17 protein-coding genes are annotated in these 21,096 nt (G+C 70.5%); 12 read left to right on the top strand and 5 right to left on the bottom strand.

The annotated features are described in order from the left end of the window. Positions 1-39 precede the first annotated feature (39 nt). Positions 40-939, top strand: coding sequence for an SDR family oxidoreductase (locus ACX80L_RS07565; RefSeq protein ID WP_459288773.1), 900 nt, complete (start codon positions 40-42; stop codon positions 937-939). Positions 940-1,059: 120 nt separating this feature from the next. Beyond that, a complete protein-coding gene (locus ACX80L_RS07560; protein ID WP_459288771.1) occupies positions 1,060-1,728 on the top strand; it encodes a hypothetical protein in 669 nt (222 codons plus the stop codon). Between the two features lie 110 nt (positions 1,729-1,838). Here ACX80L_RS07560 and ACX80L_RS07555 read toward each other — a convergent pair whose 3' ends face one another. Continuing rightward, complete coding sequence (locus ACX80L_RS07555; RefSeq protein ID WP_208739344.1) at positions 1,839-2,534, bottom strand: LysM peptidoglycan-binding domain-containing protein; 696 nt, start codon at positions 2,532-2,534, stop codon at positions 1,839-1,841. 409 nt (positions 2,535-2,943) lie between these two features. Continuing rightward, positions 2,944-4,161, bottom strand: coding sequence for a formaldehyde dehydrogenase, glutathione-independent (fdhA, locus tag ACX80L_RS07550; RefSeq protein ID WP_133082908.1), 1,218 nt, complete (start codon positions 4,159-4,161; stop codon positions 2,944-2,946). A 179-nt stretch (positions 4,162-4,340) separates the two neighbouring features. On the opposite strand from fdhA, the gene ACX80L_RS07545 reads away from it, so the two are divergent. Next, positions 4,341-5,150, top strand: coding sequence for an SDR family NAD(P)-dependent oxidoreductase (locus ACX80L_RS07545; RefSeq protein ID WP_459288768.1), 810 nt, complete (start codon positions 4,341-4,343; stop codon positions 5,148-5,150). Positions 5,151-5,240: 90 nt separating this feature from the next. Here ACX80L_RS07545 and ACX80L_RS07540 read toward each other — a convergent pair whose 3' ends face one another. Next, positions 5,241-5,657, bottom strand: coding sequence for a hypothetical protein (locus ACX80L_RS07540; RefSeq protein WP_459288766.1), 417 nt, complete (start codon positions 5,655-5,657; stop codon positions 5,241-5,243). 223 nt (positions 5,658-5,880) lie between these two features. Here ACX80L_RS07540 and ACX80L_RS07535 point away from each other — a divergent pair, with 223 nt between their 5' ends. From ACX80L_RS07535 to ACX80L_RS07500, 8 genes are all read left to right on the top strand, one after another. After that, entirely contained in the window at positions 5,881-6,144 is a 264-nt protein-coding gene (locus ACX80L_RS07535; RefSeq protein ID WP_459288764.1) for a YegP family protein, read from the top strand. A gap of 122 nt (positions 6,145-6,266) precedes the next feature. Beyond that, a complete protein-coding gene (gene acnA / locus ACX80L_RS07530) occupies positions 6,267-9,107 on the top strand; it encodes an aconitate hydratase AcnA (protein WP_133082904.1) in 2,841 nt (946 codons plus the stop codon). Between the two features lie 100 nt (positions 9,108-9,207). Then, positions 9,208-9,873, top strand: coding sequence for a GntR family transcriptional regulator (locus ACX80L_RS07525; protein WP_459267383.1), 666 nt, complete (start codon positions 9,208-9,210; stop codon positions 9,871-9,873). A gap of 2 nt (positions 9,874-9,875) precedes the next feature. Further along, positions 9,876-10,910: a nucleoside hydrolase gene (locus ACX80L_RS07520; RefSeq protein WP_459267384.1), complete on the top strand. Its 1,035-nt coding sequence runs from the start codon at positions 9,876-9,878 to the stop codon at positions 10,908-10,910. A 193-nt stretch (positions 10,911-11,103) separates the two neighbouring features. Further along, positions 11,104-11,946 (top strand): ECF transporter S component, encoded by an 843-nt coding sequence (locus ACX80L_RS07515; protein ID WP_347876225.1) that lies wholly within the window; start codon positions 11,104-11,106, stop codon positions 11,944-11,946. A gap of 3 nt (positions 11,947-11,949) precedes the next feature. Further along, positions 11,950-12,705, top strand: coding sequence for an energy-coupling factor transporter transmembrane component T (locus ACX80L_RS07510; RefSeq protein ID WP_459288762.1), 756 nt, complete (start codon positions 11,950-11,952; stop codon positions 12,703-12,705). Further along, positions 12,702-14,210 carry an ABC transporter ATP-binding protein gene (locus tag ACX80L_RS07505; RefSeq protein WP_459288760.1) on the top strand — a complete coding sequence of 503 codons (1,509 nt, stop codon included), beginning with the start codon at positions 12,702-12,704 and terminating at the stop codon, positions 14,208-14,210. The genes ACX80L_RS07510 and ACX80L_RS07505 overlap by 4 nt, the downstream gene beginning before the upstream one ends. Positions 14,211-14,252: 42 nt before the next feature. Then, positions 14,253-15,107 (top strand): alpha/beta fold hydrolase, encoded by an 855-nt coding sequence (locus ACX80L_RS07500; RefSeq protein WP_459288758.1) that lies wholly within the window; start codon positions 14,253-14,255, stop codon positions 15,105-15,107. Positions 15,108-15,113: 6 nt separating this feature from the next. Here the strand turns inward: ACX80L_RS07500 and ACX80L_RS07495 are convergent, their stop codons facing one another. Next, positions 15,114-18,410 (bottom strand): DEAD/DEAH box helicase, encoded by a 3,297-nt coding sequence (locus tag ACX80L_RS07495; protein ID WP_459288756.1) that lies wholly within the window; start codon positions 18,408-18,410, stop codon positions 15,114-15,116. Positions 18,411-18,571: 161 nt separating this feature from the next. Between ACX80L_RS07495 and ACX80L_RS07490 the strand changes: the two genes are divergently transcribed. Next, a complete protein-coding gene (locus ACX80L_RS07490; RefSeq protein ID WP_459288754.1) occupies positions 18,572-19,873 on the top strand; it encodes a cation:proton antiporter in 1,302 nt (433 codons plus the stop codon). Here ACX80L_RS07490 and ACX80L_RS07485 read toward each other — a convergent pair. Beyond that, positions 19,870-21,075, bottom strand: a complete 1,206-nt coding sequence (locus ACX80L_RS07485) for a benzoate/H(+) symporter BenE family transporter (protein WP_459288753.1) — start codon at positions 21,073-21,075, stop codon at positions 19,870-19,872. The two genes, ACX80L_RS07490 and ACX80L_RS07485, sit on opposite strands and share 4 nt — an antisense overlap. Between the last annotated feature and the right edge of the window lie 21 nt (positions 21,076-21,096).

The raw sequence follows: 21,096 nt of genomic DNA, 5'->3' as shown, positions 1-21,096 counted from the left end.
AGGCTTAGTGTTCACCCCCGCAACCATCCCAGGAGCGCAATGGCCAACGAACCGTCAGGCACCCTCGACCAGGAGGACCCGCGCGGTCCCGCCGTCGACGCGTCCCCTGAACTGCAGGAGTATCCCGGCTTCACCGAGCGCATGGACCCGCGCCCCGACCACGGCGAGGACAGCTACACCGGGCACGGTCGGCTGGCGGGGCGGCGGGCCTTCATCACGGGAGGAGACTCCGGCATCGGCCGGGCCGTGGCCCTCGCCTTCGCACGGGAGGGCGCGGACGTCGCCATCGGCTACCTCCCGGAGGAGGAGGAGGACGGCGCGAGCTGCCTCGAGCTGATCCGCGCCGCGGGCCGGACCGCACTGGCTGTGCCGGGCGATCTCCGGGACGAGTCGTATGCCGCCGCAGCCGTCCGGCAGGTCGTGGAAGGGCTCGGGGGCCTCGACATCCTCGTGAACAACGCGGGCTTCCACATCGCCCAGCCGAACGGCCTCCCCGACATCGATGCCGACCAGCTGCGCCGTACCTTCGAGACGAACGTGTTCGGCACGGTCTGGCTGACGCAGGCGGCCCTGCCCCACCTGGGGGAGGGGTCCTCGATCATCAACACCACCTCCGTGCAGGGTTACCACCCGTCGACGAGCCTCATGGACTACGCCGCGACCAAGGCGGCCCTGAACAACCTGACCTTCAGCCTCGCGGGACTGCTGGGCGAGCGTGGCATCCGGGTGAACGCCGTCGCCCCCGGACCCATCTGGACGCCGCTGCAGCCCGCCACGACGACATCCGAGAAGCTGGAGTCGTTCGGCGAGGGTACGCCCCTCGGACGGATGGGCCAGCCGGCCGAGCTCGCCGGAGCCTACGTCTTCCTCGCCTCGAACGATGCGCGCTACGTGTCCGGGGAGATCCTCGGGGTCACCGGCGGCAAACCCCTGGCCTGAGGAGGTCCGGGTGCCGGCACGGTGGGGTGCTGAGCAACGAACCAAGCCGAACCGCGCTGTGGAACGAAGTGCAGGTATCAGCGCCGGCCTTCTCCTGTCCGGCCGACCGGAGGGCTGCTCGTGAAACTCCTGACCGCACTGCCGTCCCGGCGCCGCTCCGCGCTGGCTGCCGTAGTACTGACCGCCTCGCTGGCGCTCGCCGCCTGCGGCAGCGCCGAGGAGAACCCGCTCGGAGTCAATGCGGCCGGACGGGCCGGGACGGCCGAGGACGCCGCCTCCGCGAACGGCGGGCGGGCTGTGCCCGTCGGCGCCGATCTCGGCGAGGACCCGCTGAACGTGGGGGTCGACGGCGCGGAGCTCTGCGGTGTCCAGCCCGACGACAGCCGGCTGCGCTACACGGTGATGCTGCACAATCCGACGCTGGAGACCTTCACCCTGGGGAGGATGAGCCTGGGAGATCCGCAGGGCCTGGAGATCATCTCGTCGATGGTCCAGACGGCGAACCGCGAGGGGCACCACCATCCTGGAGCGGAGACAGACGCCCATGCGCAGCACTCGGCAGCACCGACGCCGTCGGCGTCACCGGAGCCCATCGGCCCTCCGGTCCCGGCCGAGGGCTACGAGTTCGAGCCCGACGCCCACGTGAACATCATCGTGACCGTCGAGCTCGCGCAGGGCGCCACGCACGGCAGCGCGGACAACATCCTCGTGGCATTCTCCTCGCCGGAGCGCGACTACGCGGTGGCGCACAACCTCAAGATCGACGTGGACGCGACGTCCTGCAGCTAGCGGCCGCGACCCCGGAACGAACGAAACCCCCGCCTCGAGAGGCGGGGGTTTCGTTCGTTCCGGACACAGCAACCCGCGAACGCGGCAACCGGCCGGATGAGGCCTGTGGACTAGGCCGGGAGCTGCAGGACGGCACCCGTGAAGATGAGGTCCGCGTGGATCACGGTGTCGGCATTGGCGGCGAAGAGTGCCTGCCAGCCACCGTTGACGCCGAGCTTGCCGGCGATCGAGCTGAGGGTGTCACCCGACTGGATGGTGTAGGTCTCGCCGCTCAGTGCGACGGGAGCAACGGGGGCCTGGGCGACGGGAGCCTGGGCGACGACGGGCGCCTGGACCTGGACCGGAGCCTGGACCTGGACGGGGGCCTGGACCTGGACGGGGGCCTGGACCTGGACGGGTGCCTGGGCGACGGGAGCGACCGGTGCCGGAGCCTGCTGGAACTGCACGTCACCCGGGGCAGCGGTGCTGCTCAGCCCGAGCTGTGCCGAGCAGGAGGGCCATGCGCCCCAGCCCTGGCCGGCGAGGACGTTCTCGGCGACGGCGATCTGCTGCTCGCGGCTGGCGTTCTGGGGAGCGCCCTGGCCACCGAAGGCGGCCCAGGTGGAGGGGGTGAACTGCAGGCCACCGGAGAAGCCGTTCCCGGTGTTGATGCCCCAGTTTCCGCCGCTCTCGCACTGTGCCAGTGCATCCCAGTCGCTGGCGGGGGCAGCGTTGGCCGCTCCGGCCGCTGCGCCGAGGCCGAGGCCGGTGAGTGCTACTGCTGCGAGTCCGCGACGGGCGCTGGTGCTGAAGGAGTGTGTATTCATGGGGTTACGATGCTCCGAAAGGCCACCCGCACTAGGTCCGTCCCCGGACTTCTTCGCGCCGCTGCTCACCTTGACTTGAATAGAGGTCATGGTTCGGCAGCCGCCTGTTGAGCAACGAGCGGTGGAGGGCGGTGCCGGGCATTCATCGCTGCTCGTATGACGGCAGCTTTTTCGCTTCCCCGGACGGGGAACTACCTCCACCGTAAAGTAATTTCGTTTCGTTGCCAAACCGGTACGGCGCGGCGCTTGACATCGGGTCGAATCGAGGGAAGAAAATGTGGCCAAACTGAGGATCCTCTGCGACACTTGCGCGCTGCGGGCCCCGGCAGGGAGCGCGGCAGCCCCACCGCCGCGGAAGGGGCCCGGGCACAGCAGCCCGAGCCCCTTCCCGTCCGTCCGGACGCGCCGGTCAGGCCGCTACGTACCCGTGTGGATCGAGCACGTACTTGGTCGCGGCTCCGGCGTCGAACTCCTCGTAGCCACGCGGTGCCTCCTCGAGTCCGATCGACTTGGCGTTGACGGCCTTCGCGATGGAGACGCGGTCGTGCAGGATGGCCATCATGAGGCTCCGGTTGTATTTCATGACCGGACACTGGCCCGTGGTGAAGGACAGTGACTTCGCCCACCCCGTGCCGAGGCTGAGGGACAGGGAGCCCACCTTCGCGGCGTCGTCGCCCGCTCCCGGGTCGCTGGTGACATACAGCCCCGGGATGCCCAGGGCGCCGCCGGCGGCCGTGATGTCCATGAGCGAGTTCAGGACCGTCGCCGGCGCCTCGGTCGCGGAACCGGAGCCGTGGCCCCGCGCCTCGAATCCGACGGCGTCCACGCCGCAGTCCACCTCGGGAACGCCGAGCAACTGCTCGACCTGGTCGCGGGGATCGCCCTTGGACACGTCCACCGTCTCGCAGCCGAAGCTCCGTGCCTGCGCCAGCCGCCCCTCGTTGAGGTCGCCCACGATGACGACGGCGGCGCCCAGGAGCTGCGCCGAGACGGCGGCGGCGAGGCCGACCGGACCGGCACCTGCGATGTAGACCGTGGAGCCGACCCCCACCCCGGCCGACACGGCGCCGTGGTAGCCCGTGGGGAAGATGTCCGAGAGCATCGTCAGATCCAGGATCTTCTCCAGGGCCTGGTCGCGGTCCGGGAACTTCAGCAGGTTCCAGTCGGCGTAGGGGACCAGGACGTACTCGGCCTGCCCGCCCACCCAGCCGCCCATGTCCACGTAGCCGTAGGCGCTGCCGGGCCGGTCCGGGTTGACGTTGAGGCAGATGCCGGTCTTGCGCTCCTTGCAGTTGCGGCACCGGCCGCACGCGATGTTGAAGGGGACGGAACAGATGTCCCCCTTCTTAATGAATTCGACGTCGCGTCCCACTTCCACGACCTCGCCGGTGATCTCGTGGCCGAGGACGAGGTCCGCCGGAGCCGAGGTGCGGCCCCGGACCATGTGCTGGTCCGATCCGCAGATATTGGTGGTGACGGTCTTGAGGATCACACCGTGGTGGACGGCCCGGCCCACATTGGCCGGGTTCACCCCCGGTCCGTCCTTGAGTTCGAAGGTGGGGTAGTCGATGTCGATGACCTCGACCTTCCCTGGTCCCTTGTACGCAACAGCTCTGTTACCGCTCATGGAACTTCCTCTCCTGCCTGCACTGGTGCGTCCGGTGTGCCCGGGCGCCGTCGCCGGCGCGCCCCGACGAAGGCGACGCGCTGGTAGCGCCGAACCTACAGTGCGGGGGGTCGCATCGACGTTGCATCTCCGCCTCCCCGCATCTTGCGGCCCGGGGCGCGGCGGGGGAGGGTGGCTGTATGACTGGGACCGTGCTCGTGACCGGCGCCACCTCCGGTATCGGAGCTGAATTCGCGCGACAGTTCGCGGCGCGCGGCTGCGACCTGGTGCTGGTCGCCCGGGCCGCCGGTCCGCTCGAGGAGACGGCGGCCGCGCTGCGGACCCGCTGGGGCGTGCAGGTCGAGACCCTCGCAGCAGACCTCCTCGACGAGGACGGCCTGGCCCGGGTGCTCGCCCGCCTCGACGGCGGGCACGACGCGGGCAGTACCGGGTCCCCGGCAGCGGGTCGGTCGCAGCCCGGCGTCCGGCCCGTGACCGTGCTGGTCAACAACGCCGGGTACGGGCTGGTCCGGCCGTTCGCGGACAATACGCTCGACGACGAGGTCCGGCACCTGCGCATCCACGTGGAGGTGCCGCTCACCCTCGCCCACGCCGCCCTGCAGTCCATGCGCCCCCGCCGCGACGGGACGATCATCAACGTGGCGAGCGTCGCCGGCTTCACCCCGAGAGCCACCTACGGAGCGGCGAAGGCGGCGATGATCAGCTTCAGCCGCTGGGCGAACCTCACCTACGGGCCCGAGGGCATCCGGGTGACGGCGGTCTGCCCGGGCTTCGTGCACACCGAGTTCCACCAGCGCATGGGGGCGGACACATCGAGCGTGCCGGAGGTCCTGTGGCTCGACGCCGGGCTCGTCGTCCGCGAGGGGCTGAGGGACACGGCCGCGGGCAGGGCCGTGTCCATCCCGAGTCTGCGCTACAAGGCGCTCACGGCACTGGCGCGTGTGGCGCCGTCGTCGATCGTGGCACGCTTCGCGACGCGCGGCCGCTGACCGGCGGCACTCCGGCCCCTTCCACCGAGCGGCGGCGGACACGGGGCGCCCGAGGGACGCCTGCGCCGTCGTGCCCGTCGGCGGCCCTCGTCAGGACGTCGCTCCTCCGCTGTCCCAGCTGTCCGGCTCGGCCGCCGCGTCCTCGGGGTGGCGATCCTCGTGCGGGGCCGCGGGTGTGCCCTCGCCGTTGAACGCCGCCGGCACGGCGCCTGCGGCATGGGTGTCCTGCTGGTCGCGGATCGTGTCGGCGGGCTGCCCGGCCGATCCCGCGGAAGGGTCCAGGACGTCGTTCCGGCGATCCCCGTCGGGATGGCCGTCGCCGTGCTGACCGCCGGTCGCGTCCGACCCCGGGTCGGCCGTCGCGGGGGCGTCCCCGTTCCCGGAGCCCTGCTCGCTGCGCCGCGCCTCCTTCCCGGCAGGCGGGACCGGCACCGCGGGGCCGAGGGGATGATCGGCGGGAAGGGCTGCGCCGCCGGGGTTCCCTGCGCTGCTGCTTGACTCGGTCATCGTGCTCCTTCTGGTCGGTGCGTCGGGGCGGGCGTCGGCCGGCCCGGGCGGGGAGTGGCATCGCGAACACTACGCGAGGACCGTGGCCCCCTGCCGCCTGCCCGGCCGCTTGTCCAGACCCTGTCCTCTCCCGATGCCGGGACGGCGGGGAGAAGGTCGGTAAGTATGCTTATGATAAGGGACCGCAGGTGACGAAGGATGCCCCTTACAAGGAGGTAGGACGATGGCAGGTTACTTCAAACTGGTGGACGCTCACGATGACGGTTTCCGCGTGAAACTGACCGCTCCGGACGGAACGCTCGTGGCAGTATCCACCTTCTACGCTTCGAAGGAAGAGGCGATCGCCGGGATCGAACTCATCCGGGAGATCGCCGGGACCGGGCCCGTGGTGGACCACAGCCGGGTCGAATCGGTGGACCAGGACGAGCTCCTCCTGGGACTGCAGGAGACACCCGAACGACACGCGAGGGTGCGGCACGACGCCTAGGGGCCCGCCCTCCTCGACACACTGCAGGAGGGCTACCCGCGCGGTGTACGACTGTATACAGTGACGCCGGACGTGGAATAGGATGGGGCTATTCCACAATCTCTCTGAAGGGAGCCAACGTCATGTCGACCGCGGACTCATTCGGCGCGAAGGGCGTACTCGACGTCGCCGGCGCCCACTACGAAATTTTCAGGCTGAGCGCCGTCGAGGGCGCCGAGAACCTCCCGTTCAGCCTCAAGGTGCTGCTGGAGAATCTGCTCCGCACCGAGGATGGCGCGAACATCACGGCCGACCACGTCCGCGCGCTCGCGCAGTGGGACGCGGCGGCCGAGCCCGACACGGAGATCCAGTTCACGCCCGCGCGCGTCATCATGCAGGACTTCACCGGCGTCCCGTGCGTCGTCGACCTCGCAACGATGCGTGAGGCCGTCGCCGACCTCGGTGGCGACCCCAAGCGTGTGAACCCGCTCGCTCCGGCAGAGATGGTCATCGACCACTCCGTGCAGATCGACGCCTTCGGCAATGCCGGGGCCCTCGAGCGCAACATGGAGATCGAGTACCAGCGCAACGGGGAGCGGTACCAGTTCCTCCGCTGGGGACAGACCGCGTTCGACGACTTCAAGGTCGTCCCGCCGGGCATGGGCATCGTCCACCAGGTCAACCTCGAGTACCTGGCCCGCACCGTCATGACCCGTGAGGTCGACGGCGTGGTGCGTGCCTACCCCGACACGTGCGTCGGCACCGACTCCCACACCACGATGGTCAACGGCCTGGGCGTGCTCGGCTGGGGCGTCGGCGGCATCGAGGCCGAGGCCGCGATGCTCGGCCAGCCCGTCTCGATGCTCATCCCGCGCGTCGTCGGCTTCAAGCTCACCGGTGACATCCCCGCCGGCGCCACTGCGACCGACGTCGTCCTCACCATCACCCAAATGCTGCGCAAGCACGGCGTCGTCGGTAAGTTCGTCGAGTTCTACGGCGAAGGCGTCGCCTCCGTGCCGCTCGCCAACCGCGCCACCATCGGCAACATGAGCCCCGAATTCGGTTCCACCGCCGCCATGTTCCCGATCGACGACGTCACGCTCGACTACCTGCGCCTCACCGGCCGCCCGGCCGAGAACGTGGCACTCGTGGAGTCGTACGCCAAGGAGCAGGGCCTCTGGCACGACCCGTCCCGCGAGATCCGCTTCTCCGAGTACCTCGAACTGGACCTCTCGACCGTCGTCCCGTCGATCGCCGGACCGAAGCGCCCGCAGGACCGCGTGGAGCTCAGCAAGTCCAAGGACCAGTTCCGCGAGGACCTGCGCAACTACTCGAACGACCCCGACCTGACGTTCGCTCCGGGCGGCACCGTGGACGAGTCCTCGCAGGAGAGCTTCCCGGCATCGGACTCGCCGAGCTTCACGCCCGGGACGACGTCGTCGGTCACGGACGAGAACTCCGAGCCCCGCGAGACCGTCGGAGCGGGTGCCGGCTCCACTCGGCCGTCGAAGAAGGTCGCGGTCACCATGAAGGACGGCCGCGAGTTCGAGCTGGACCACGGCGCCGTGAGCATCGCGTCGATCACGTCCTGCACGAACACGTCCAACCCGTCGGTCATGCTCGCCGCCGCCGTGCTGGCGCGCAACGCCGTCGAGAAGGGCCTCGTGTCCAAGCCGTGGGTCAAGACCTCCGTGGCCCCGGGCTCGAAGGTCGTCACCGACTACTACGAGAAGTCGGGTCTGATCCCGTACCTCGAGAAGCTCGGGTTCTTCACGGTCGGCTACGGCTGCGCCACGTGCATCGGCAACTCCGGTCCGCTGGAGGACGAGATCTCGCAGGCGATCCAGGACAACGACCTCGCCGTGACGGCCGTCCTGTCCGGCAACCGCAACTTCGAGGGCCGGATCAACCCGGACGTCAAGATGAACTACCTGGCGTCGCCGCCGCTGGTGGTCGCCTACGCCCTGGCAGGCACCATGGACTTCGATTTCGACACCGAGCCCCTCGGCCAGGACGAAGCCGGCAACGACGTCTTCCTGAAGGACATCTGGCCGAACCCGGTCGAGGTCCAGCAGGTCATCGACTCCTCGATCGACGAGGACATGTTCACGTCGAGCTACGCGACGATCTTCGAGGGCGACGAGCGGTGGCAGTCCCTGCCCACGCCCGACGGCGCGACCTTCGCCTGGGATCCCGAGTCCACCTACGTGCGGAAGCCACCGTACTTCGAGGGCATGCAGCGCGAGGCGAGCCCGGTCGAGGACATCGACGGCGCACGCGTGCTCCTGAAGCTCGGCGACTCGGTCACCACCGACCACATCTCGCCCGCGGGATCCTTCAAGTCGGACACCCCGGCCGGCCGCTACCTGACCGAGAAGGGCGTGCAGCGCAAGGACTTCAACTCCTACGGTTCGCGCCGTGGCAACCACGAGGTCATGATCCGCGGCACCTTCGCGAACATCCGCATCAAGAACCAGCTCCTGGACGGCGTGGAGGGCGGGTTCACGAAGGACTTCTCGCAGCCGGACGCGCCGCAGGCCGCCGTCTACGACGCCGCCGAGAATTACCGCGCGGCCGGCACGCCGCTGGTGGTCCTCGCCGGCAAGGAGTACGGCTCCGGCTCGTCGCGTGACTGGGCGGCCAAGGGCACCGCGCTGCTGGGCGTCAAGGCCGTCGTCGCCGAGAGCTACGAGCGTATCCACCGGTCGAACCTGATCGGCATGGGCGTCCTGCCGCTGCAGTACCCCGAAGGCCAGAACGCCGAGTCCCTGGGCCTCACCGGCACGGAGACCTTCGCGGTCAGCGGGGTCACCGAGCTCAACGAGGGTCGCACCCCCCGCACGGTGAAGGTCACGGCGACCCCGGCCGACGGCGGCTCCGCCGTCGAGTTCGATGCCGTGCTGCGCATCGACACGCCGGGCGAGGCGGACTACTACCGCAACGGCGGCATCCTGCAGTACGTGCTGCGCCAGCTCGCGAGCTAGCGTCCACGAGGTTCCGGGCCGGGGGTACCACCTCCCGGCCCGGACCGTCTGCAGGGCACCTGCCCTGCCCACCCGAACCACGACGAACCGAGGGGGCGCCATGGCAGAGTCCACCGATCTATCGGCGCGCGTGGACGGCGACGCGATCTTCCGCGTCCTCCGCAGCGAGATCCTCGCCGGCGTCCACCCGCCGGGGACGGCGCTGCGCGAAGTGGTCATCTCCGAGCGGTTCGGCGTCTCGCGGACACCCGTCCGTGAGGCCCTCAGCAGGCTGCAGCACGAACGCCTGCTCGAACGGGCGGCGCGGGGACTCCAGGTGCCGCAGATCGACCCTCAGGAAGTCATCCAGATCTACGACCTGAGGGTCATGCTCGAGGAGGAGGCCGCCGGGCAGGCGGCCCTCAACCGGGGTACCGCGGACATTATGCGGCTCGAGGCGCTGCTGGAACGGGACCGCGGCGTCGTCGAACCGGACGACACCACCAAGGTCACGAACAACCTCGAGTTCCACACCTCGCTCTGGTCCGCAGCCCGGAACCCCATCCTGATGGACCTCCTGCAGCGGCTCTCCACCCACCTCATCCACACGCCCCGTTCCACGCTGTCCGTCGGGCACCGCTGGCAGGAAGTGCTCGTCGAGCACGAGGCGCTGATCAGTGCGATCACCGATCGGCGCAGCGACGACGCCCGTGCCATCGCCCGCACGCACCTCGAGAAGGCCCGTACGCTCCGCCTGCACCTGCTCCGCACCACCGCGGCGGACTGAGCGTGGCGGACCACCGGACGCGGCTCCTGCTCGACGTCGACACGGGTATCGACGACGCCGTCGCCCTGCTGTACCTGCTCGCCACACCGGGGACGAGCATCGAGGCCATCACCTGCACGGCCGGCAACGTCGGGGCGCGGCAGGTGGCGATCAACAACCTGGCCCTGCTCGAGCTGTGCGGCCGTGCCGGGATCGAGGTGGCCCTCGGCAGCGAGGTCCCGCTCGAGATCCCCCTCGTCACGACCGAGGAGACCCACGGCGACCAGGGGATCGGCTACGCGGTTCTTCCATCCCCCCGCGGGCATATCTCCTCCCGGCACGCGGTGGACGTGTGGCTCGACGCGGTGCGCTGCCACCCCGGGCAGATCACCGGACTGGTCACGGGACCGCTCACCAACCTGGCCCTGGCCCTGCGCGCGGAGCCGGATCTCCCGATGCTCCTGAAAGGACTCGTGATCATGGGCGGGGCGTTCCACCATCCGGGGAACACGACACCGGTGGCGGAGTGGAACACCCATGTGGACCCGCACGCGGCCAAGGAGGTCTTCGCCGCCTACGAGGGCCTGCCCCTGGAGAAGCTGCCCGTGGTGTGCGCGCTCGAGACCACGGAGCGCATCGAGTGCACCCCCGCCCACGTCGACGCCGTCGCGCGGGCGGCGGGCGCGGCGCCGGAGGTCCTGGACCCGGACGACCCCGACGGCACCCGCAGTGGCAGCGACAACGCCGTCGTCGCCTGCATCTCCGACGCCCTCCGCTTCTACATGGAGTTCCACCGGCTGTACGACCAGGGCTACATCGCCCACCTGCACGACCTCTTCGCGGCGATGGTGGCGACCGGCGAGGCGGGATTCGAGGAGCGGCTCGCGACGGTCGACGTCGAGACGGAGTCCCCGCTGACGTTCGGGCAGACGGTCGCGGACGTCGCCGGGATGTGGAAGCGGGCGCCGAACGCGCGGATCGTCACGCGCAACGATCCGGCGGCGGTGTTCGATGTGATGGTCCGCCGCCTGTCGGACCTGGCGAGGATGCACGGCTGAGGGTGTCCGCCCGTGCCTTCGGCAGGGCATGGCTTCCAACTGCGGCGCACCGCCGTCCGGAGGCACGGCCGGACGCCGGGACCGACGCTCGCGGCGGGGCCCCGGTACACTGGTAGCTGCCCGCACCGCCGCGCGGCCGGCGCCGAGGTGACATGAGGTGCGTCCTCCCCGTCCATCGCGCCCAAGGAATATCGTGAGTTCATCCCTGACCCTCGCAGCCGGCACCGCCGTGCAGCGGCCGCGACGCCTGCTCCTCGCCCTCGGCGGAGCACTCATCGTCGCCACCTACCTGTTCCTCGTGATCGTCCAGCCCGCGGAGATCGCCGGCGGCATGGGCAGCACGGCGTCGCTCGTCTCCCTCTTCGGATTCCTCGGCGGCGGTGCGCTCCTGGTCGGCGGCATCCTGCCGATGCTGAGCACCAGCTCGCTCGTGGTCATGCCCCTCGGTATCGCCCTGAACATCGCCATCGGGCAGGTGGCCGGGACGCTGGGCCTGCAGATCTACCTCGATGCGATCGGGACCGTCCTCGTCGCCGTCCTCGCAGGTCCCGCTGCCGGAGCGGCCACCGGAGCGATCAGCAACGCCATCTGGGGGCTCTTCAACCCGTTCGCACTGCCCTTCGCGGCCGGCGCCGCACTCATCGGGCTGCTCGCCGGCATGGCGGCGAAGTACGGTGCGTTCCGCAGGGTGTACCTGGCGCCGGTCGCGGGCCTCGTCGTCGGGGCGATCGGCGGACTCGTGGCCGCACCGGTGGCCGTCTTCATGTTCGGCGCGGCAGGGACCTTCGGGACCAATGCGATCATCGCGGTGTTCCGCTCGATGGGGGACAAGCTGCTGGTCGCAGCGACCAAGCAGGGGCTGCTGTCGGATTCGCTGGACAAGGTCGTGGTCTTCGTCCTCGTGGCGCTCGTCGTCTATGCGCTCCCGCCGCGTGCGGTGCGCCAGTTCCCCTTCGCACGCGCCCACCGCGTCCTCGGCGCCAGGACAGGCACGCCCGCGCGATCGGCGAACGGGAACGACGCCGGCGCCGCCTGACCCATGCCGCGCCGCAGGATCTACAACCCGCTGACCGAGCTGCTCGCCGCAGTCCTGCTGGTGGTCCTCGTCCTCGTGGTGAACCGCTGGGAGTTCTCCCTCGCGGTCCTCGTGCTCGTGGTGGTGCCCGCCGTCCTGGTGTCCGGCAGGCCCCGGCAGATCGGCCTGGCGGTCCTCCTGGTGGCGGGACCGCTCGTCCTGTCGTCCCTGCTGCTGCACGGCCTGTTCTATCCCGAGGGCCGCACTGTCCTGCTCGACCTCGGGATCGCCCGGGTCACCACGGAGGGCCTGTCCTTCGCCGCCGCCATGGGGCTGCGCATGGGCGTGTTCGCCGGGGTGCTGCTTCCGGCCGCGATGACGCTCGACATCCCCGAGCTCCTGGCCACCATGACGCACCGCGGGTGGAATCGGAAGCTGGTGTTCGTCGTGGGTTCCGCCGTGGGGCTCATCCCGCACGTCGCGATGCGTGCACGGCAGATCACGCGCTCGCAGCAGGCGCGCGGACTCGTCGTCGGACGCGGCCCGGTGTCCCGCGTCCGCGCACTGCTGGCCGTCCTGACACCGCTGGTCATCGGCCTCCTCGTGGATGCCTCCGAGCGCAACTCCATGCTCGAGGCCCGCAGCTTCTCGTCCGGTGTGACACGTACGAGCTACCTGCCGGACACGGACACCGTCCGCCAGCGGGGTGTGCGGCGTGCCATGGTCGTCGCGGTCGGGGTGTTCTCCGTGGTCTGGCTCGTCGGCCCGGGCGCCGCATGATCAGCCTCGAGGGCGAATCCTTCGCCTACGACGAGGGCGTGCCCGTCCTCGCCGACGTCGCCCTCACCGTGGGCCCGGGGGAGTACCTGGTCGTCGCGGGAGCCTCCGGCTCGGGCAAGACGACGCTGGCCCGGTTGCTCGCCGGGCAGACCGGTGCGGCCGCGGGCTCGGTCTTCCGCGGATCGATCACGCTCGACGGCGAGACGATCCGTTGTGCCGGTGCGCCCACCGACCCGCGCGTCGACCCCGCAGCCTGGAGCACGCACGTCGCCTATGTGGCGCAGGGCGCGTGGGGACAGCTGTCCATGATGTGCGCCACCGTCGGTGAGGAGATCGCCTTCGGCCCCTCCAATCGCGGCATCCCCACCGCTCAGCTGCGGGACGGGGTGCACGAGATCGCCGCTGCCCTGGCCTTGACCCCGCTCCTGGACCGCGACCCGCGCCGGCTGTCCGGCGGCCAGCTCCAGCGCACCCTCATCGCCGCGGCGATGGTCCAGCGCCCGCGCGTACTGGTCCTCGACGAGCCCTTCCAGGGTCTCGACGCCGACGCGGTACGGGACATCGCGGCAGCCCTGGCCGCCCTGCGGCGGGACGGGACCGCGGTCGTGGTCTGCGAACCGATGCTGCCGCGGACCGCGCCGCAGGACGCCCGCGTCCTGGCGCTCGCGGACGGCCGCCCGGTGTTCGCGGGTCCCCTGGCGGAGGCCCGCCGGGCAGGACTGCGCCGCTACGGCATCGGAACGGCGGGCGATCCGCCGCGCCCCGCCGCAGGCCCCGCAGCGGGTCCCGACCAGCCCCGGACGGTGCCGGCCGCCCCCGCGCTGGTCGCGCTCGAGGGGGTCACCTTCCGTCATCGCGAGGCCGGACCGGCGGCCGCACCCGCCGTGCTGCGGGGGGTCGACCTCACCGTCCTGCCGGGGGAGATCATCGCGGTGAGGGGAGCCAACGGCTCGGGGAAATCGACGCTGCTGCAGCACCTCAACGGCCTGCACCGTGCGGACAGCGGCTCCGTGACGGTGGACGCGGTGCCGATCGGCCGTCAGCCGACGGGTACCCTCGCCGCCACGGTCGGGTACCTGTTCCAGGACACGGACCAGCAGCTCTTCGAGCGGACGGCGCTGCGCGAGGTGACCTTCGGGCCGCTGGCCACGGGCGTCCGCAGGCGTGCTGCCATCCGGCGGGCGTCGGCCGCGCTCGACGGCGTGGGACTCGGAGCGCTGGCGGACGCCCACCCCTACGAACTGGGCTTCGTCCAGCGGCGCCTGGTGGCCCTCGCCTCCATCATCGCGACAGGTCCTGCCGTGTGGGCGCTCGACGAACCGACCGCGGGCCTCGACGAGGCCGCGCGCACACTGCTGGCAGGCCTGCTGGCCCGGCACGCGCGAGGGGGAGGGGCCGTCGTCCTGGCGACCCACGATGCCGCTTTCGCCGATGCCGTCGCACATCGGACCATCTGGCTCGAGGGCGGCAGGATCGTAGCCGGGCGTCCCGGGCCCGACGCCTGATCGCCCTCCCGCAGGGCACGACCAGCCCCTAGGGTGGGACCCATGGACCTCCTACGCGAGCGGCACCGCACCATCCCTACGCGGGGCGCCGACCTCGCCGTCTTCGAGTACGGGGCGGTCCCCCGGGCCGATGCACCGACCATCGTCTTCGTGCACGGGTACCCCGACGACCATCGGGTGTTCTCCCCCGTCCTGCGCGAGCTCGCGCCCACGCACCACCTCGTGGCCTTCGACACCCGGAACGCCGGACGGTCGCGCACGCTGGGCGGCGCCGGCTTCACCCTGGCGGAACTGGTCGACGACGTGTTCGCCGTGCTCGAGGCCGTCGAGGCCCCGGGCGGGGTTCGGCTCGTCGGCCACGACTGGGGGTCCATCCAGGGCTGGGCCGTGCTCCAGGACGAGCGCTCGTACGGGCTGGTGATCGACTACACCAGCATCTCCGGACCCGATCTCCGCCACTTCTCCCGCTGGCTGCGCGGGCGCTTCCGCCGGCCGCGACTGGTGCCGCAGGGGCTCGGACAGGTGCTGCGCAGCTGGTACGTCGGGGCCTTCCAGCTGCCGGTCCTCCCGGAGCTGATGTGGAAGTACGTCCTGACCCGGCGTTACGAGCTGACTGCGCGGCGGAACGTGGGAGCCGATCCCGTCCGCGGTCTCGCCCTGTACCGGACCACCCTGTCCTCGGCGGCCAGGCTGCCCCGGCCCACCCGGGTCCGGGTTCCCGTGCACGTCATCGTGCCGCTGAAGGATCCCTTCCTCTCGCCGCACCTCGTCGACGGCCTGGACGAGTGGATCGAGGACCTGACCGTCACCACCGTCCCCGGGGGCCACTGGTGGATCGCCTCGCGGGGCCGTGCGTTCGCCGAGCTGCTCGATCCCCCGCTGCGCGACCGTGCCTGACCGGCACTATGCCTCGAGCAGCCCCCGGATGTCCTCGGCGGTGAGGGCGGAACTGAAGACGGCGTCGTCGTCCATGACCGAGGTGAAGAGCTTGGCCTTCTGCTCCTTGAGCTTCATGACCTTCTCCTCGATCGTCCCCTTGGACACCATGCGGTAGACCATGACGTTCTTCGTCTGGCCGATCCGGTGTGTGCGGTCCACGGCCTGGGCCTCCGACGCGGGGTTCCACCAGGGATCCAGCAGGAAGCAGTAGTCCGCCTCGGTCAGGTTCAGGCCGAACCCGCCGGCCTTGAGGCTGATGAGGAACACCGGGGCCTTGCCGTCCTTGAAGGAGTCGATGACCTCGCCGCGGCTCCGCGTCGACCCGTCGAGGTAGGCGTACTCGATGCCGCGGGCGTCGAGCTGTTCGGCCGCCTTCTTCAGGTAGGACGTGAACTGGCTGAAGACCAGCGCGCGGTGTCCTTCGGCGAGGATGCCGTCGAGGTTCTCGAACAGCACCTCCAGCTTCGCGGACGGTACGCCCTCGTGCTCCGGATCGACGAGGGAGGCGTCGAGGCTGAGCATGCGCAGCAGGGTCAGCGAACGGAAGACGATCATGCGGTTCCGGTTCATGTCCTCGATCAGGCCGAGGAGCTTCTGCCGCTCCCGCTGCAGGTACGTCTCGTAGATGTGCCGGTGCTCGGGGTGGAGCTCCACCTCGAGGACCTGCTCCTGCTTCGGGGGCAGGTCGGAGGCGACCGCCTCCTTGGTGCGGCGCATCATCAGCGGGCGGATGCGCTTGCGCAGCCGGACCAGTGGCCGGTTGTCACCGATCTTCTCGATCGGCGTCCGGTAGTCCTCCGTGAACTTCCGGGCCGAGGGGAAGAGGCCCGGCGCCACGATGTTGAACAGCGACCACAGCTCCATGAGGTTGTTCTCCATGGGCGTTCCGGTGATCGCCAGTTTGAAGGGCGCGTCGAAGTCCTTGGCCGCCTGGTGCACCTTGGACGCGCGGTTCTTCACGAACTGCGCCTCGTCGAGCACGAGCCCCGACCAGGGGAGGTCCTGGTAGGCGGGGAAGTCGAGCCGGAAGAGCGTGTACGAGGTGATGACGATGTCGGCGTCGCCGACCTGCTCGCGGATGGGGACCCCGGAGGCACCCTGGGTGTCGTTGATCGCGACGACCCTGAGCCCCGGTGCGAAGCGGTGGGCCTCGTTGGACCAGTTCGGCACCACGGAGGTGGGTGCGACGACGAGGAACGGGGCGTCCAGCCCCCGGTTCTCCTTGGCGTAGGTCATGAGGGCCAGTGCCTGCAGGGTCTTGCCGAGCCCCATGTCGTCGGCGAGGACGCCCCCGAGCTGATGCCGCCACAGGAAGGCGAGCCAGCTGAAGCCCTCGGCCTGGTAGGGGCGCATCTCCGCGACCAGGCCGGCGGGGGCGGCCGTGGCCTCGACGTCCTTGAGCTCGAGCAGCCCGCTCACGGCCTCGCGCCACGACTGCGCCTGCTCGGTCTCCTCGGCGAGGTCCTCGAAGTCCGCCCAGAGTCCCGCCTGGTAACGGCTGATCTGCAGGCCGGTCTCCGGGTCCCACTCGCTCAGCGCGCGGGCCTCCTCGATCAGCTCCCGGAGCTGGTCGAACACGGGCTGCTCGAGGGACAGGTAGCTGTTGTCGACGAGCTTCAGCTTCTTCCGGCCCTGCGCCAGGGCCCGGAAGACGGAGTCGAAGGGGATGGTGCGGCCGCTGACCGTCACCATCACGCCGAGGTCGAACCAGTCACGGTTGTCCGTCTCGACGGTGCTGATGCGCAGTGTCGGCGTCTCCGTCAGTTCCGTGTAGTCGGGCTTCTCGCCGACGACCTCCACCGTCACGCCCTCGAGCTCCATCAGCTGGGGCAGCACGTCCTCCGCGAACTCCACGGCCTGCATGTCCTTCAGCTGCAGGGACTTGAGCGGCAGGGAGCCGAGCACGCTCCGCGCAGCAGCGGCGAGGCCGTCCTCGGCGTCGGCGTCGCGGTAGCCGTCATCACTGCCCGGACCGCCCCGGCGGAAGGGCCTGCGCTGGACCGCATCACCCAGCGGGTAGTCGAAGTGCCAGTCGAGGGTCACCGAGCCGTCCGCACCGTAGGCCGTGGTGAGGACGAGGACCGGTGGCTGGATCTCGGGGAGCTCCACGCTGCCGTCGCTGCTGTCCACCTCGATGGACTGTCGCAGCCTGGGGTAGTACTCCTGGAGGAAGAGGGACTTCTCCTCCTCGGGGACGACGACGGCGCGGCCGCGCTGCAGGAGCTCGATGTCCTTCGGCGTCAGCCTCCTGGAGGTCGGCGCCAGGGTGATGGTGTCGTCGGGGGCGACCGTGTAGATGCCGTGCGTGCTGATCACATGCGCGGTGTCCGAGGGGTGGGGCTGCCCGTCGACGTCGAGCGCCGGGCAGAGCTGGAGGGCCCCGTCCTCGGTCTCCGTCGCGTCGAGCTTCAGGGTGGCGCGGCCGGCGAGCTCGATGCTCACGGACTTCTTGGACCCCACGAAGGCGATGCCAAGGCGCTGCGCCTCGTCCAGCAGCTGCCACAGGAGCGGATTGCTGAAGTCGTCGAGGTACAGCCAGGAGTCGTTGTTGCCGAAGTAGTTGACGCCCGTGCCGCGGTGCAGTGCCGGGAACTGCGAGAACCAGCGGTGCTGGTCCGGGTCGAGCTTCAGCCCGTACGTCTGGTAGCTGATGCTGCCCCAGGACAGGTTGTTCTTGATCCACTTGCCCTTGCCGTTCTGGCTGACCGGCCGCACGCCGAGGCGGGTGTTGAGCGTCCGCTGCCCCTGGCGCTCGGCGGCCGACCCCCACCGCTGCACGGCCACTTCGGGCGTCCGCAGCTCGAACTGGAGGCCGAGGGGTGTCAGCGGGGCCGGTGGATCGGTCGAGGGGGCATCGGCCTCGAGCAGGTCCGTCAGTGAGGCCTGCCAGCCCTCCGGTGCGGACGGACGCGGCGCGGGGCGAGCACCGAGGTCGCGCTCGTGCTGGGCCAGCAGGTTCTCGGTGTTGCTCTGCAGGGCGGTGGCGGCGACGTGCTTGCAGTCCGCCCCGACGGGGCAGCTGCAGAAGTTCTCGAGGGGACGGAACCGCCCGTCGCCCTTCAGCCCGAGGCGGAGCTTCGTGCGGTAGTCGCTGGGCGCACTCCCGCGGACCTTCCCGGTCAGCAGCTTCGACTCGGCGTCCCAGGCGAGTGAGCTGACGGCGCCGTCCTTGGCGTAGGTCTGTCCGCGCTGGAAGGCGGCTCCGCCCACGACGCGGATGATGTCGGTGACATCGACCATGGGGTGGGTGGAAGTGGGCATAATTCCATGCTCTCACGCGGTGGTGACGCTCCCCGGCCACGGGGCATCCCTTTCGCTGCGGGTGACAGGCACCGGGTCGAGCGGCTCGATCATGGCGGGCTCTGCCCTACTGTTGGGAAGGGGCTCAGACCGGGCATTACTGGCGGAACGGAAGAGGTCGCGTGTTCGAAGCAGCAAGCATCATCTACGCGGCGGCGGGTCTCGCCGTGTTCGCGGCAGCACTCCTGCCGCGCCTGCTCATGCGCGCGCCGGTCTCGATGCCCATGGTGTTCCTCGCCGCCGGCATCCTGGTGTTCAGTTTCGCGAAGGACCTCCCCGATCCCGATCCGGTGGCCTACAGCGATGTGGCGATCCACCTGAGTGAGGTCTGCGTCATCATCTCGCTGATGGGGGCCGGGCTGGCGCTCGACCGCAAGCTCGGCTGGCGCCGCTGGTCCACCACCTGGCGCCTCCTCGGCATCGCGATGCCCCTGTGCATCCTGATCCTCACGCTGATGGGGATGTGGCTGCTGGGCCTCGGGCTCGCCTCCGCCCTGCTCGTGGCCGCGGCCCTCGCGCCCACCGATCCCGTCCTCGCCTCCGAGGTACAGGTGGGGGAGCCCTCGGAGTCGGAGGAGGACCTCGAGGCCGAGGACGAGGTGCGCTTCGGCCTGACCTCCGAGGCCGGGCTCAACGACGGCCTCGCCTTCCCCTTCGTGTACCTCGCCATCCTGATGAGCACGGTGGGTCTGTCCCCGTCCGCCTGGGGTGTGGAGTGGATCCTGCTCGACGTCCTGTGGCGCATGATCATCGGCTGTGCGTTCGGGTTCGGCATGGGCAAGCTGCTGGCCCGGGTCTTCTTCCGGACGCCGATCAAGAGCGTCCGCCTCGCCAACTACTCCGAGGGGTTCGTCGCCCTCGCGGCGACGTTCCTGACGTACGGGCTCACCGAGGCGATCGAGGGCTACGGTTTCATCGCGGTCTTCGTGTGCGCCGTGACCATCCGCGCCGGGGAACAGACCCACGGCTACCACGGTGTGCTGCACAGCTACATCGAGCAGCTCGAGCGGCTCCTCACCGTCGTCGTGCTCGTCCTGCTGGGCGGGGCCGTGGCGCGGGGCCTGTTCGAGGGCCTCCGGCCGCTGGAGGTGGTGGTCGCCGTCGCCTTCGTCCTGCTGGTGCGGCCCGTCACGGCCTGGTTCAGCCTGGCGCGGGGCAAGACGGGCCCGTGGGAGCGCCGCACGCTCGCCTTCTTCGGAGTGCGCGGCATCGGTTCCGTGTACTACCTGAGCTACGCCCTCTCGAAGGGCGAGTTCGCCGCTGACGAGAGCACGCTGTGGCGTGTCGGAGGCCTCGTGATCGTCATCTCGATCGTCATCCACGGCATCACCGCCGCGCCCGCCATCAATGCCCTCGACCGCGCGCGGCAGCGCAAGGCACGTGAGCAGGGCGACGAGGCGCAGGCTCCCAACACCCCGGTCTAGTGGCGGCCGCCCGGCCGCGGGCGGATCGTCCGTTCCAGGGTCGCGCGTACCACGAGCCCTCCGACGAGGGCCCAGAACGCCCCTCCGATGCCCAGGACGGACAGGCCCGATGCCGCTAGGAGGAACGTCACGGCGCCACTCATCCGGCCCGTCGCGTCTCCGAACGCGGCGGTGACCGCCGTCGCCATGGTGCTGATGAGCGCGAGGCCGGCGACCGCCTCCACGAGTCCGGCCGGCGCGGCACCCACGACGACGACGAGCGCACCCGAGACGGCGGCGAGCACCAGGTAGGAAAATCCAGCGGTGAGGGCGGCGATCCAGCGGCGGTCCCGGTCCTCGCCCGCCCCCTCACCCGCGGACAGTGCGGCGGACAGGGCAGCGAGGTTGACGGCGTGCCCGCCGAACGGGGCGACGAGCGCCGTGCCGGCCCCGGTCACGGCCAGGGCGGGACGCCAGGGCGTCCGATAGCCGAAGGATTTCAGGACGGCCACGCCGGGGAGGTTCTGCGACGCCATGGTCACCACGTAGAGGGGCAGGGCTATCCCCACGACGGCGGCCGGGTCGAGGACGGGCACGGTGAACACCGGCGTCGGCACCAGGTCGGCCGGATCGATCCCGGTCCCGTCGCGGGCGAGCTGGAGGCCGATGACCACCAGGGCCGCGACGAGGGCGAGCGGTACGGCCCACTTCGGGATGACGGCGGAGGCGGCCAGCCAGACGGCGATCACGGGCAGCACCAGCAGCGGGATGGTGCCCAGGGACTGGAACGGCGCCAGGCAGAGGGGCAGCAGCACCCCCGCGAGCATGGCCTGCGCCAGATGCTGGGGGATGCGTGCCACGACCCGCCCGAGCCAGGGCACCGCGCCGGTCAACGCGAACAGGAGGCCCGTGACCAGGAACGCACCCACGGCCGCCGGCCAGCCTCCCGCCGGGATACTCGCCCCGGCCAGCAGTGCGGCCCCCGGGGTGGACCAGGAGAGCGTGACGGGGAGCCTGAAGCGCAGCGCCAGGAGGACGATCCCGAGGCCGACGACGGCGGTCAGCGCCAGGAGCCCCGACGCCGCCTGCTCCGGCGAGGCACCCGTGGCACGCAGTCCGGCGAGCACGACGGCGAAGGACGACGTGAAACCGACGAGGGCCGTGACGACGCCCGCGAGGACGGGTTCGTGCAGGCCGGGCCGGACGGTGGAGCTGGTGTGCACCGCGCATCTCCTGTTCGGAGC

The organism is Arthrobacter sp. MDT1-48-3 (genome assembly GCF_054511015.1).
Note: the sequence above shows the minus strand (reverse complement) of the source record. Positions and strands in the feature narration are given on the sequence as shown.